The sequence below is a fragment of the candidate division KSB1 bacterium genome (genome assembly GCA_022562085.1).
GTDB lineage: Bacteria > Zhuqueibacterota > Zhuqueibacteria > Oceanimicrobiales > Oceanimicrobiaceae > Oceanimicrobium.
Genome location: JADFPY010000016.1, coordinates 18,998 through 32,602, shown reverse-complemented (window position 1 = coordinate 32,602; position 13,605 = coordinate 18,998). Strand labels below are relative to the sequence as shown.

Here is a 13,605-nt window from a genome sequence, read left to right as displayed (position 1 = left end):
GCAGAAAACGTCAGAATACTCATTTACGATTTAGCCGGCCGGCAGGTTCGCGAGTTAGTCAACGAACATAAACAAGCGGGTATTTACACAGCCTTGTGGGATGGCCGGAATCAACGAGGGCTTTTGGTGGCGAGTGGATTATATATTTATTTATCAAATCACGCCGGTGAGTTCAGTCAAATACTTAAAATGACTCTCTTGAAATAACCCCGGGGGAAAAGCCATTTTTAAATTGCATTTTTGAATAAAATATTTATATTATGACTCTCTATAATGACAGTTGGGTCGGAGTTTCCAATGATGTGCTCAAACTTCCCTTGACTCAAGGTCAATCTATGAACTATCAAAGGAGATATTCCGCTGTATGCTAAAACCAAGAAAACGATTAACGAAAAAACAAATTAAAGAAGATAAATTTGTCACCTTCTATTTTAAGGCACAAAACTTTATCAGTCAAAATAGCCGCTATTTTACGTGGGGGCTTGTCGGGATTCCTGTTGTAATATTTGCCTCTTTTATTCTTTCGAATATACAACAGGAAAAAGAACAAAGTGCAAACATTGAATTATCAAAAGCTCGAATTGATTATTTCGCGGAAAACTATGAAAGTGCAATTAGCACTTTAAATAACCTGGCCGAGAATTACGGTGGAACCAAATCAGGAAAAAAAGGACTCTATTATCTAGCCAATGCTCATTTTATGTCAAAGAACTTCGATGAGGCAGAACAATATTTTAGGCAATTCTTGGACCAAAGCAGCGATCTGGATCTTATGGTTTCAGCTTTAGCGGGTATTGCTGCATGCCAGGAAGAAAAGGGGTATTTTTCTATTGCAGCCGAAACTTACAAAGAGGCAGCGGAAAAATATGAAGATGGGTTTATGGCCCCGCAGAATTTATACGATTCGGCACGATGTTTTTCTCTGTCTGGAAAGACTCAGGAGGCCACCGGCATTCTGAGTAAGCTGATTGAAAACTATTCGAACTCGCAAATTAAAAATGAAGCCGAAATTTTCCTTGCTGAACTGAACTCATAATCGAATAAAAGGCAACCCATGTCAGTTTTTTTCTAAAAAAGATACAATTTTTGCATATGCAGAATTAACTTGCAAAAACAAAATAAATTACTTATATTCAAGTCTTCAAAGTGGGTCTCGCGACCCACTTTTTTGTTATACGCTGGTTTTCATGAAAGAAAAGATAGAAAAATTGTTGGTGCCAATATTGGCCGCAGAGAATGCTGAGCTGGTAGAAATGCAAATTAATGGGAGGATCGGCAACCAAACAATAAAAGTGTTCATTGACTGTGAAGAAGGAACCACTTTGGAGAAATGTACGAAAATCAGCCGGGAATTTTCAGACAGGTTAGACATTGAAGACATCATTCCGGATAAATATCGCATCGAGGTTTCCTCCCCGGGACTGGATAGACCCTTGAGGAGATTACAGGATTTTTCACGAAATCTAAATAGAGAAGTAGATATTGTTTATGAAGACGTCATGGAACTTAAGAGTTTTCATGGCAAAATTGTCGACGTTTCAAATGAAGCAGTTCAATTAAAAGGCAAGAAAGAATTCATGACGATTCCGATTTCCAAAATTAAAAATGGGAAATTACGCTTGCCGTGGTAATCTTTGGACCAACAGGAGGTTTTTAGTCAATGAAGAGCGATATTGTTGAAGCCTTCTCAGCGATTGCAAAAGAAAAGAACATTGAAAAGGAAGTCCTCGGTGAAATTTTAGAAAGCACCATTCTTGGAATCATTAAGAAAAAATATGGCAAGACTGATAATTTCGACATCTTTGTTAGTCTGGACAAGGGCGAAATCGAAATTTATCAAAATAAAACAATCGTAGAGGAAGTTATCGATGAAGTTGAAGAGGTCGACCTTGAATCTGCGAGAAAGGTTGAACCGGATCTCGAGATTGGCGATGAATTTATAGAAATTATCGACCCGAAAAGTTTCGGCCGAAGGTTAATCGTTTCTGCTAAGCAAAATCTAAATCAAAAAATAAAAGACGCTGAGAAGGAAATCCTCTACGAAGAATTTAAGAATCGTGTTGGCGAAATCATAGTAGGTGATGTTCGTCAAATCTACCGCGATGAGCTTTACTTAAATATTGAAAAAACTGAAGTAATACTGCCTAAATCAGAGCAGATTCATACCGAACGTTATCGACGTGGGGATCATGTAAGAGCAATCATTAGTGCCGTTGAGAAGACAAATCGTGGGCTTGAGATTATAATTTCAAGAGCATCTCCAAAGATTTTAATTCGTCTTTTTGAACTGGAGGTGCCCGAAATTTATGATGGTATTATTGAGATCAAAAGAGTCGCGAGAGAACCTGGCGAGCGTGCAAAAATTGCGGTTCTTTCAAACGACAAACGCATTGATGCTCTTGGCGCCTGCGTGGGTATGAAGGGGATTCGCATTCAATCTATCAGCAAAGAACTCAACAATGAAAAGATTGACGTCATTAATTGGCATGGTGATCCTGGCATTTTTATTGCCAGGGCCTTAAGTCCGGCTAAAGTCTACAAAGTAATTGTTGATCAAAATAAAAAGAAGGCAATTGCTGTTTTGACTGAAGACCAGATTTCTTTAGCTATTGGGAGAGGTGGACAAAACAGACGGCTGGCCTCGCGATTAGCAGAATATGATATTGAGATTATCAAAGAGTCTGAATATACAAAGATCATGGAAGGCAAAATTGGAACAGGTGATTCGGGTGAAGATTTGAAAGATTTAAAAGGGTTGACTCCCGGCATGCTCAAAAAACTAACGAAAGCAGGCCTTTCAACCATTGAAGAAGTTGAGGATGCGGGAGTGGAGGGGCTTTCCGAACTTCCGGGCATTGGTGAAAAAACCGCCAAAAAAATTATTGATCTCGTTAAGAATAATTAATACCATAAACGTTGTACAATTCACTCAGATTGGAGTTAAGTGAATTTGAGTAAGAAACGAAGAGTCTTTCAAGTGGCGCGCGAATTTAGTTTGTCCAACGAGGCCGTTATCGGTTTTCTGGCCAAATTAGATAAGTCTGTTCATACCCAGATGAGCTCTGTATCCGACGATCTCTATGATGAGATTTGTAAGAAGTACAAAATGGATGAGTCGGCTGTAGAGACACCCCAGGATTTTCGCAAACAACTCAAAGAAAAGCAGGTGTTGGAGGAGTTGCGTAGAAATAAAGCACGCCTGGAGTTGGAGGAGCGCTTGCGATTTGCAACTAAATTGGCTGAAGATAAACCGGAGCGTACTAAAAAGGCTGCAGCGGCCAAGAAGGCTAAAGAAGAAGCCGTTGCCTTAAAGAAAGACCAGGAGAAAAAGGTCGAGATTGTTGAGGAAACGCCTGAAAGTACCCCGGAGGAAATCTCTGTTGTTGAGCTCATATCTAAAGCAAAGAAGGAAATAGACAAAGAAAACGCGGCTGCTGAAAAAGACGGGGAAAAACCATCTAAGAAAAAAGTCGCAAAAGAGACAGGCAAAATCAAAGAAGCACAGGAAAAGGAAACTAAAAAGAAGGGCAAGTCTAAATCCGTACCCGAGGTTGAAGTTGTTGAGGCTGAAAAGGAAGATGATACTTTAGTTGACACGCAAAAGAAAGAGGGTGAAGTTAAAGAAGCTGCAACGACCGCTGGAACAGAAAAGGACAAAGGCAAACGTAAGGGCAAAAAGCGTAAAAGGCCCAAGATAAGTGAAGAGGAGATTCAGGAATCAATCAAGCAGACCCTTGCTGCCATGGACGAGGCCAAACCAAAGCGGCGAAAGAAAAAGTCTAAAGATGGTGAAGATGAAGTAGTCGAAGAAACCGGAGATATTATCAGGGTCAATGAATTCATCTCTGCGGCTGAACTGGCTGACCATCTGGATGTCGAACCCGGTGAAGTAATTACGAAATGCCTGGAGCTTGGCATGATGGTTTCCATTAACCAGAGATTAGATGTGGATACCATCGAGGCGGTCGCTGATGAGTTTGGGTACGAGGTCGAAATGATTCAAGAATACGGTTCTGAAATAGTGGACAAGTATGAAGAATCAGAAGATGATGCCGAGTCGGCAGTTCCGCGACCTCCGGTTGTAACCATCATGGGGCACGTCGATCACGGGAAAACATCTCTCCTCGATTATATAAGAAAAAGCAACATCATCGCAGGGGAGGCCGGAGGAATTACACAACATATCGGGGCCTACGAGGTCTCGGTCAATGGTAAAGCAATCACATTCCTGGACACACCCGGTCACGAAGCATTTACGGCGATGAGAGCCCGCGGCGCCCAGATTACCGATTTGGTTGTACTGATTGTTGCTGCTGATGATGGTGTGCAGCCACAAACCGTTGAAGCCATTAATCACGCCCGTGCTGCAAAAGTTCCGATTGTGGTAGCGCTTAACAAAATCGACAAAACTAATGCCAATCCCGATCTCGTCAAGCAGCAGCTTTCCGACAATAATGTTTTAATCGAAGAGTGGGGCGGTAAATATCAATGTGCGGAAGTTTCTGCTAAGTCGGGTCAGGGTATGGACAAAATTCTGGATTCAATTTTGTTAGAAGCGGAGATTCTTGAGCTAAAAGCTAATCCGAATCGAACTGCACGTGGCATCATCATTGAATCCAAGCTGGACAAAGGCAAAGGGCCGGTAGCTACAGTCTTAGTTCAAACCGGAACATTGGCAGTGGGAGACCTGTTTATCGCAGGTCACTACAGTGGCAAAGTCCGGGCGATGTTCGATGAGAGAAAAAAGAAAGTTACGAAGGCTCCACCATCTACACCCATTCAGGTAGTTGGATTTGATGGGGTGCCACAGGCCGGAGATTCTTTTCTTGTCATGGAAACCGAAAGGGAAGTCCGCGAAATAAGCAGCAAACGACAACAGCTAAAGAGGGAACAGGATTTTCGTAGAACAACACATATTTCACTCGATCAAATAGCCAAGCGAATTCGTGAGGGTGCAGTTAAAGAATTGAATATCATCCTGAAAGCTGATGTCGATGGCTCGATTGAGGCTCTAACCGACTCTCTTGTAAAGCTATCAAACAAAGAGGTTTCTGTTAACTTTATTCACAAGGCCGTTGGCGGAATTTCCGAATCCGACGTGCTATTGGCTACGGCTTCGCAGGCTATTATTATTGGATTCCATGTAAGACCTACTGTCCAGGCGCGCGAATTAGCGAAAAAAGATGAGATAGACATCCGCTTGTATGATATTATTTACCATGCTGTAGAAGATGTCAAAGCAGCGTTGGAAGGTTTACTCGATCCGGAAATCAGCGAAGAACAAGCGGCAACTATCGAAGTACGCGAGGTATTCAAAGTACCCAAGATTGGAAAGATTGCCGGATGCTATGTCCTCTCTGGGAAAGTTTCACGGACTGATTTAATTAAGATTTATCGGCAAGACAAACTTTTGAACGACACAAAAATCAGTTCTTTGCGCAGGTTTAAGGAAGACGTGAAAGAGGTTGCTTCAGGTTTTGAATGCGGCATTGGATTAGAGGGTTTTGATGATATTAAAAATGGCGATATCTTTGAAACTTATATAGAAGTGAAAACTGCACGAACTCTATAATTCCATAGTTTTGAACATGCTTGTTGGTGTTTGCAGGTTGGAAATATTTGTACCGGAAAGCAGTTCTTTGAAAGCCAAAAGACTCGTCTTGAACAGTATTAAGAAAAGAATCCGAAATAAATTCAATGTTTCTGTTGCAGAGGTTGAGAATAATGATAAATGGCAACGAATTTCTTTGGGAATATCAATGGTTTCAAATGAACGAAAGTTTATAGATATGAACATTGAGGAAATTCTAAAGCTGATAGAGAGCGATGGCAGAATGGAAATTTTGAGCCACTTAGTGGAGATTTATTAAAAAATGCCAGAGTTCAAACGCTCACGCCGTGTTTCTCAACTTCTGAGAGAAGAAATAAGCCGGATTATCACTCAGCAATTAAAGGATCCCCTGGTTGGCATTGTAACGGTGACCGGTGTTAATATAACCGATGATCTTAAATTGGCACGAGTTTACGTCACTATTCTGGGTGATGAGAAAAATAGACAGGACGGCCTCCGTGGGTTGGAACGTGCCACTAAATTCATTAGAGGTAAAATAGCACGCAGAACGAATTTAAAATATATCCCCGAACTTGAATTCTATTATGATGAAACAATTGATTACGCCCAAAACATTGAATTACTTCTAAAAAAAATTCACAAATAAAATGATAAGTCCTCGTGCAGTAACTTTAGGTGAAACATTTCGCGAGCTTAAATTATCGTTCGATTTCGAGCTTGGAGAGATTCTCAATATTAATAAGCCCGTTGGCTGGACCTCGTTTGATGTTGTGAAAAAGATTCGAGGTCAACTTAATATTAAAAAGGTCGGACATGCAGGAACCTTGGATCCCTTTGCCACCGGGGTATTGCTGATTTGTACCGGCCGAGCTACCAAAAAGGTAGAGGACTTGATGAATCTGAAAAAGGAATATATTGCCAGAATTGAATTTGGAAAAACCACTGATTCTTATGATCTCACCGGCACTATCGTAAGTGAGAGGAGTGCGGATAACCTTGAGCTTGAGAACATCAAGCAGGTTATTAAGCAGTTTCACGGAGAAATTTATCAAACACCGCCAATGTATTCGGCAGTCAAAGTCAACGGTGAGCGTCTGTATAAACTTGCGCGACGAGGTGAAGTCGTCGAACGAAAACCCCGGAAAATTAGAATTTATCAAACGGATGTTATCGATTTCAGAAATCCTTTTCTTAAACTAAGAATTGTCTGTTCCAGAGGAACTTATATCCGTGCATTAGCCAATGATATGGGAGAAATATTGGGTTGCGGCGGCTATCTTACTTCGCTTACTCGTACACGGGTTGGCGATTATAAGTTAGAGGACTCGTTCGAGATCAAAGATCTGATTCGGGAAATAAAACATTAGTAGAATGTAATAAATGGAAATTTTCCGGGATATTGCCAGTGTAAAGAGACTTGAAAACGCGGTTTTAACTGTCGGTACATTTGACGGCTTGCATTTGGGACATCGATTCATTATCGAAGAACTTAAGAAAAGAGCAAATTTCCATGACGCGCGAAGTACACTTGTTACCTTCAATCCGCATCCGCAACTTGTTCTCAGATCACCCGATAAGCTCGACTTAAGAATATTAACAACAATCGATGAAAAAATTGATCTTCTAAAAACGTTTGACATAGATCGGCTTGCAATTATCGAATTCACCTATGACTTTTCAAGAACAGCACCTGCCGAATTTGTAAAAAAAATTCTCTATGACTCTGTTGGATTCAAGGAGATCGTAATTGGCCACGATCATGCGTTTGGAAAGAATCGACAGGGAGACTTCGAAACGCTCAAAAAACTAGCTTTGGAAACAGGATTTTCCGTAAATGAATTAGGGACTTTTAAGGTAGGTGAGGATTTGGTTAGTAGTACCAAAATCAGGAAGCTGCTTTTGGACGGCGATATTCAAAGCGCAAGCAAACTTTTGGGACGGAATTATTTTATTAGTGGAGAAGTCGTGAAAGGAGAGGGTAGGGGACGAGATTTAAGTTTTCCAACTGCCAACATTAAGCCCAATTCACCCGATAAGTTGATACCCGGTGACGGTGTTTACGCTGTGTATGCCTGTTTCGGTTCAAAAAAACATGCAGGCATGATGAACATCGGGGTTCGGCCCACTTTCGCTTCCAACACACGAACTCTGGAAGTTAATCTATTTGATTTCAATGAAAATATCTACGGTCAAGAACTTAAAATTGAATTTGTTGAAAGAACTAGGGATGAAAAACATTTCTCCGGTCCGGATGAATTAGTCGCACAATTAAAGGAGGATCGGGAGAAAAGTTTAAATATTCTAAGAAATTAATCAGGAGGCATAAATGGCGCTAACGAGTGAACAGAAAAAAGAAATATTTGAAAAATTTGGCGAAAATGGAAATGACACCGGTAAAGCAGAAGTCCAAATTGCTATGCTTACCGAGAACATCAATCAATTGACGCCTCATTTTGACAAACACAAGAAAGATCATCATTCAAGACGTGGTTTATTAAAAATGGTCGGTAAAAGAAGACGTCTGCTTGATTATCTGATCAAAAAGGATATCACTCGATACCGATCCATTATTAAAGAGCTGGGGATAAGACGATAGCCCAAAAATTAGCGCTGGAAGAATTTTAATAGACTTTCCAAAAGACACTTTTGCAGAAGTCTAAATTTTTAGATAAAGGAGTATATTTAATATGGTTCACAGTGAAGAATTAGAACTTGATGGGAAAAAATATTCTATCGAAACAGGGAAGTTGGCGAAGCAAGCGGACGGAGCAGTGGTCGTTAGAGTAGGCGAGACGATCGTGCTCGTTACAGCAGTTGGCGCTTCAGAGCCGAATGAAAACGTGGACTTTTTCCCATTAACCGTCGACTATCGGGAAAAGGCTTATTCGGCCGGTAAGATCCCCGGCGGATTTTTCAAAAGAGAGGGCAGGCCAAGCGAAAACGAAATTCTGAGTTCCCGAATAGCTGACCGGTCCATCCGCCCTCTGTTTGCAAAGGGTTATAAGAATGAAGTGCAGATACTAATTTCAGTTTTGTCAGCTGACAAGGAAAACAAACCGGATGTTTTGGGAATTACGGGTGCATCGGCTGCTTTGGCGATCTCTGACATCCCATTCAACGAACAAATCGTTGGCGCAAGAATTGGCCGTGTAAATGGCCAATTTGTTTTAAACCCTACTTATGCTGAAGTTGAAAATGGCGACCTCGAACTTATAATTTCGGCAACCAAAGAATCGATTGTGATGGTTGAGGGCGAGGCCAAAGAAATCAGTGAAGCGGACATGCTTGCAGCATTGAAATTTGGCCATGAGAAGATTTGTCAGTTATTGGAAATGCAATCAAAATTGGCCTCCAAAGCAGGGAAGGAAAAACGTGAATTTGTGCCTGTAGAATTTCCGAGTGATATTGAGCAAAAAATTGTTGAAAAGGTTACGTCCCAATTAAGCGAACATTTGGCAATTGCCGACAAAAAAGAAAGAAAGCTTGCCTTGCAGGAGCTGACGGAAGAAACTGTGAAGGACATCGACGAACAATTTCCTGACCATACTGCGGATACGATTGAAAAAATTTATGAAATTGAGAAAAACCTGGTCAGAGAACAAGTTGTCAAAAACAATAAAAGAATTGATGGCAGAGGTTTAGATGATATTCGGCCAATAGAATGTGAGGTGGGGCTGTTACCACGTGTACATGGCTCAGCTTTATTCACCAGAGGGCAGACTCAGGCTCTTGCAGCAACGACTCTCGGTACTAAAATGGATGAACAAAGAATGGATGTATTGGAAGGCGAGTTTTGGAAGAGCTACATGCTTCACTATAACTTCCCACCTTTTTGCGTCGGAGAAATTCGTTTCTTGCGCGGCACCAGCAGACGGGAAGTTGGTCATGGAAATCTGGCGGAACGAGCCATCAAACCGGCGATGCCTTCGACAGAGCTTTTTCCCTACACCGTAAGAGTCGTTTCGGATGTTTTGGAATCAAACGGATCATCTTCAATGGCAACTGTTTGCGCCGGAACCCTGTCCCTTATGGACGCGGGTGTGCCGCTTAAAACGCCAATTGCCGGCATCTCGATGGGTCTTATTAAAGAAGATGATAAGCATGCTGTCTTAACTGATATCCTCGGCGACGAAGATCACCTTGGCGACATGGATTTTAAAGTTGCTGGATCAGATAAAGGTATAACGGCCTTTCAGATGGATATCAAAATAAAAGGAATCCCCACTGATGTATTGGCTGATGCGCTTGAAAAAGCGAAAACTGCTCGGCTAAAAATTTTAGAAATCATGAACCAGACTCTGGCTAAACCACGAGACGATCTTTCAATTCATGCACCCAGAATTACCACAATGAAAGTAAATGTAAATAGCATTGGCGCCATCATTGGACCTGGAGGTAAAACAATACGCGAAATAACAGAAAAATCCGGAGCCACCGTAAATATTGATGACGATGGTACGGTTCTTATTGCATCAACTGAGGCTGAAAGTGCCGCGATGGCAATGCAAATGATAGAGCAATTGGTACAAGAGCCGGAAAAAGGGAAAACCTATCAGGGCAAAGTAAAAAAAATCATGAACTTCGGCGCATTTGTTGAAATACTGCCCGGAAAAGAAGGCCTTCTTCATATCTCACAAATCGCCCATCAACGCACAAATAAAGTAGAGGATATCCTTAAAGTCGGGGATGAAGTCGAGGTTAAACTGCTGGACATCGATCCGCAGGGCAAGCTTGACTTAAGTAGAAAAGCACTCCTCACAAATGATTCCGAAAATTAGACAGCATTAATGGTTAATGAAGAGTTTCATTCATGATCACATCGGCAGAATTCAAAAAATCGGTTTTAAACAATGGTATTCGTTTAGTAACTGAGAGAATACCCTATGTAAGGTCCATTTCCATTGGGGCATGGCTAAACGTTGGCTCCCGTGATGAAGTACCCGACAACAATGGCATATCCCATTATATCGAACATTTGCTTTTTAAGGGCACAAAAAATCGCACCGCGCTCGAAATCGCCGAAAGCCTGGAGTCTGTCGGTGGGCATTTAAATGCGTTTACAGGCAAAGAATTAACTTGCTATTACGCTCACGTCCTGGATGAACATTTGTCTATATCTGTCGAGATTATTGGAGATATTTTAAGCAATGCTTTGTTTGAAACATCCGAGATGGAAAAAGAGAAAAAGGTCATTCTCGAAGAACTAAATACGATCGAAGAAACACCCGAAGAATTAATTCATGAGTATTTTTTGGATGACGTTTTCCCAAACCATCCTCTCGGATTGCCTGTCATAGGTAAACGTCAGAATATCACAAGCTTTAACAGGCAAAACGTTCTGGACTATTTATCTGATAATTACACTATTGACAGGCTGGTTATCGCCGCGGCTGGAAATGTTGATCATGATGAATTAGCAAGACTGGTGGAGAAGAATTTCGAGAATCTTGGCAAAAACGGCGGTCAAAATTATAAACCTCCAAAGGAACCTCGCCACGGCAAACACGTCATGGAAAATGGGGCTATTCAAGCACATGTTTGCTTGGGAACTCATGCATATTCATATCAAAATCCAAAGAAATTCGGCTTATTGGTTTTAAATACTTTGCTTGGCTCCGGAATGAGCTCTCGCTTATTTCAAAATATTCGGGAAAAACATGCCCTTGCATATTCAATCTACTCTTTCATTGATTTTTTATTTGATACCGGACTTTTCGGAATCTATATTGGCACAGACAAACACAAAGTTGACGATTCGCTTGATTTAATCAACAAAGAGCTTGAGCAATTGATGAAGCAACCCATTAGCAGTGCGGAATTGGACCGAACCAAGTCACAACTTAAAGGTAATCTGATGTTGGGTTTGGAAAGCACCTCAAGCCGCATGAATCGATTAGCCAAAATGGAAATCTATCTGCAAAAAAACTTTACCTTAGATGATACTCTGAATGAAATAGCAAAGGTTTCTCAGGAAGATATCTTAAATATCGCAAACGAACTCTTTACAAGTGACAGAATTTATACTACAATTCTGAAACCTCAGGCCCAAAACTCGAAGGTGGAGGAACTCTAAATGCGAGTGGGAATACCGAAAGAAATAAAAGCAAATGAAAACAGAGTTGCTTTGATTCCCGCCGGAGTAGAAATTTTAAGCAGTTATGGTCATGAGATAATTATTGAAAAAGCTGCAGGGTTAGGCAGTGGTTTCACAGATGAGGACTATGTAAGTTCGGGTGCAGAAATAGGCTCTGATCCTACCGAGGTTTTTAAGCAGGCCCACATGATTATGAAGGTAAAAGAACCCTTGCCTGAAGAATACGGTCTTATTCGTGAAAATCAGATCGTTTTTACCTATTTTCACTTCGCAGCTTCTCTGGAGTTAACCGAGGCAGTTGTCGACTCTAAATGCATAGCGATTGCCTATGAAACAGTGCAAAATGAGGAAGGACAATTACCACTTCTTATTCCCATGAGTGAAGTTGCGGGTCGTATGGTTATTCAAGAGGGCGCCCGATATTTAGAAAAACTAGAGGGCGGGAAAGGGATATTGTTAGGTGGGGTGCCGGGCGTTGAGCCCGCCAGCGTTGTTATTCTCGGTGGAGGCATTGTAGGTACCAACGCTGCAAAAATTGCTGCTGGACTTGGAGCGAGAGTATCGATTTTGGATATTAATTTGGAACGACTTAGATACCTCGATGATGTGATGCCTAAAAACGTTATCACAATCATGTCGAATCCAGCAAACATCCGCAGGGCCATCTCAGAAGCAGATTTGGTTATCGGAGCCGTTCTGATTCCAGGGGCAAAAGCGCCCAGTTTAATCACCCGCGATATGTTGAAACTCATGAAAAAGGGCTCGGTTATTGCTGATGTTGCCGTCGATCAAGGAGGCTGTGTTGAAACAATCAAGCCGACTACTCATGAAGACCCGATTTATGAAATTGACGGTGTAGTTCACTATGGTGTGGCAAATATGCCAGGCGCTGTCCCAATGACTTCAACCAAAGCCTTGACCAATGCAACACTACCCTATGCAATTCAAATTGCCAATCAGGGATTTCCCCATATTGCTAAATCCAACCCAGAAATCGCGAAAGGAGTCAATATCGCTTATGGGAAAATCACCTACAAAAGCGTTGCAGAGGCATTCAAATTACCCTACACTCCTCTCGAAGAGATTGTCCAATAAAAGCTCGTATGAAATTTGTTCCCATCCTTGCTTATCATAAGATTCAAAACACTTTCGATTTTAGCGCCACTTATGTAACACCCGCAACGTTTGAAGCTCAACTTAAATATTTAACTGACTCAGGTTACCGGTCAATTTCAATACATGATTATGTGAACAACAAAAATATTACCGGAAAAAGAGTTATCTTTACATTTGATGACGCTTATACATCGGTTTTTAAAAACGCATTCGCGTTACTAAGCAAATACAATTTCACAGCAAGTATTTTCGTCATAACAAAATTCGTTGGCAAATCAAATCACTGGGATTATAATTTCGTCAAAAATGGCTTTGGACATTGTGACTGGCAACAAATTTGTATTTTGGCATCAGAAGGGTGGGAGGTAGGCTCTCATACTGTTAGTCATCCAAATCTGAAAGCACTGTCAGATGGTCATCTCTGGTATGAAATAAAAAGTTCAAAAGATGTTTTGGAAGATAAGATTCAAACGTCGATTAATATAATTTCTTATCCATTCGGTAAATTTAACGGAAGAGTGTTGAATGCGGTTGAAAAAGCCGGGTATATGGGTGGCTGCACCTTAGGGTATAACTACCCGCATAGCCAAAGTTTTCCGTACGCAATCTTCAGACGCGGAGTTTACCTGGCAGAGCCCTTCAAGCTTTTCAAGCTCAAACTTCAAAATAATCGCCTGTCGCATTTGGACGATGTCAAACAGAAGTTTATAACTTTTTGCTCTCAGGGTTCTATCTTTTTACGCTATTTCAAATCTGTTTAAATATTGCTTGATTAATTACTTTAATCTTATATATTTCTTTCCGGGACTGGGGAAATGCAGTG

General features: G+C 41.2%; 14 protein-coding genes. All 14 read left to right on the top strand.

All coding sequences use genetic code 11. The features are described 5' to 3' along the window. Positions 1-207 (top strand): hypothetical protein (locus IH879_02935; GenBank protein MCH7673890.1); only part of this gene is annotated, 207 nt, incomplete at its 5' end. A gap of 157 nt (positions 208-364) precedes the next feature. Beyond that, the gene (locus IH879_02930; protein MCH7673889.1) at positions 365-1,036 is read left to right on the top strand and encodes a tetratricopeptide repeat protein; all 672 of its coding nucleotides are present in this window, start codon (positions 365-367) and stop codon (positions 1,034-1,036) included. Between the two features lie 151 nt (positions 1,037-1,187). Beyond that, positions 1,188-1,631, top strand: a complete 444-nt coding sequence (locus IH879_02925; GenBank protein ID MCH7673888.1) for a ribosome maturation factor RimP — start codon at positions 1,188-1,190, stop codon at positions 1,629-1,631. Positions 1,632-1,660: 29 nt separating this feature from the next. Further along, a complete protein-coding gene (nusA, locus tag IH879_02920) occupies positions 1,661-2,905 on the top strand; it encodes a transcription termination factor NusA (GenBank protein MCH7673887.1) in 1,245 nt (414 codons plus the stop codon). Between the two features lie 39 nt (positions 2,906-2,944). Continuing rightward, on the top strand, positions 2,945-5,572 hold the full coding sequence (infB, locus tag IH879_02915) for a translation initiation factor IF-2 (GenBank protein MCH7673886.1): 2,628 nt from the start codon (positions 2,945-2,947) through the stop codon (positions 5,570-5,572). A 16-nt stretch (positions 5,573-5,588) separates the two neighbouring features. Next, on the top strand, positions 5,589-5,870 hold the full coding sequence (locus tag IH879_02910; GenBank protein MCH7673885.1) for a DUF503 domain-containing protein: 282 nt from the start codon (positions 5,589-5,591) through the stop codon (positions 5,868-5,870). A 3-nt stretch (positions 5,871-5,873) separates the two neighbouring features. Continuing rightward, complete coding sequence (gene rbfA, locus IH879_02905; GenBank protein ID MCH7673884.1) at positions 5,874-6,218, top strand: 30S ribosome-binding factor RbfA; 345 nt, start codon at positions 5,874-5,876, stop codon at positions 6,216-6,218. Between the two features lies 1 nt (position 6,219). Continuing rightward, the gene (gene truB, locus IH879_02900) at positions 6,220-6,939 is read left to right on the top strand and encodes a tRNA pseudouridine(55) synthase TruB (protein MCH7673883.1); all 720 of its coding nucleotides are present in this window, start codon (positions 6,220-6,222) and stop codon (positions 6,937-6,939) included. 13 nt (positions 6,940-6,952) lie between these two features. Continuing rightward, entirely contained in the window at positions 6,953-7,885 is a 933-nt protein-coding gene (locus tag IH879_02895) for a bifunctional riboflavin kinase/FAD synthetase (GenBank protein ID MCH7673882.1), read from the top strand. 13 nt (positions 7,886-7,898) lie between these two features. Beyond that, positions 7,899-8,168, top strand: a complete 270-nt coding sequence (rpsO, locus tag IH879_02890) for a 30S ribosomal protein S15 (GenBank protein ID MCH7673881.1) — start codon at positions 7,899-7,901, stop codon at positions 8,166-8,168. Positions 8,169-8,259: 91 nt separating this feature from the next. Next, entirely contained in the window at positions 8,260-10,350 is a 2,091-nt protein-coding gene (pnp, locus tag IH879_02885) for a polyribonucleotide nucleotidyltransferase (GenBank protein ID MCH7673880.1), read from the top strand. A gap of 32 nt (positions 10,351-10,382) precedes the next feature. Beyond that, entirely contained in the window at positions 10,383-11,645 is a 1,263-nt protein-coding gene (locus tag IH879_02880; protein MCH7673879.1) for an insulinase family protein, read from the top strand. Continuing rightward, a complete protein-coding gene (gene ald / locus IH879_02875; GenBank protein MCH7673878.1) occupies positions 11,646-12,761 on the top strand; it encodes an alanine dehydrogenase in 1,116 nt (371 codons plus the stop codon). Between the two features lie 8 nt (positions 12,762-12,769). Then, positions 12,770-13,543, top strand: a complete 774-nt coding sequence (locus tag IH879_02870) for a polysaccharide deacetylase family protein (protein MCH7673877.1) — start codon at positions 12,770-12,772, stop codon at positions 13,541-13,543. Positions 13,544-13,605 lie beyond the last annotated feature (62 nt).

Coding starts and splice junctions, on each gene's coding strand:
- IH879_02895 (MCH7673882.1), top strand. CDS start 6,953: ATGGAAATTTTCCGGGATATTGCCAGTGTAAAGAGACTTGAAAACGCG.
- rpsO (MCH7673881.1), top strand. CDS start 7,899: ATGGCGCTAACGAGTGAACAGAAAAAAGAAATATTTGAAAAATTTGGC.
- IH879_02870 (MCH7673877.1), top strand. CDS start 12,770: ATGAAATTTGTTCCCATCCTTGCTTATCATAAGATTCAAAACACTTTC.
- rbfA (MCH7673884.1), top strand. CDS start 5,874: ATGCCAGAGTTCAAACGCTCACGCCGTGTTTCTCAACTTCTGAGAGAA.
- IH879_02880 (MCH7673879.1), top strand. CDS start 10,383: ATGATCACATCGGCAGAATTCAAAAAATCGGTTTTAAACAATGGTATT.
- IH879_02925 (MCH7673888.1), top strand. CDS start 1,188: ATGAAAGAAAAGATAGAAAAATTGTTGGTGCCAATATTGGCCGCAGAG.
- pnp (MCH7673880.1), top strand. CDS start 8,260: ATGGTTCACAGTGAAGAATTAGAACTTGATGGGAAAAAATATTCTATC.
- ald (MCH7673878.1), top strand. CDS start 11,646: ATGCGAGTGGGAATACCGAAAGAAATAAAAGCAAATGAAAACAGAGTT.
- truB (MCH7673883.1), top strand. CDS start 6,220: ATGATAAGTCCTCGTGCAGTAACTTTAGGTGAAACATTTCGCGAGCTT.
- IH879_02910 (MCH7673885.1), top strand. CDS start 5,589: ATGCTTGTTGGTGTTTGCAGGTTGGAAATATTTGTACCGGAAAGCAGT.
- nusA (MCH7673887.1), top strand. CDS start 1,661: ATGAAGAGCGATATTGTTGAAGCCTTCTCAGCGATTGCAAAAGAAAAG.
- IH879_02930 (MCH7673889.1), top strand. CDS start 365: ATGCTAAAACCAAGAAAACGATTAACGAAAAAACAAATTAAAGAAGAT.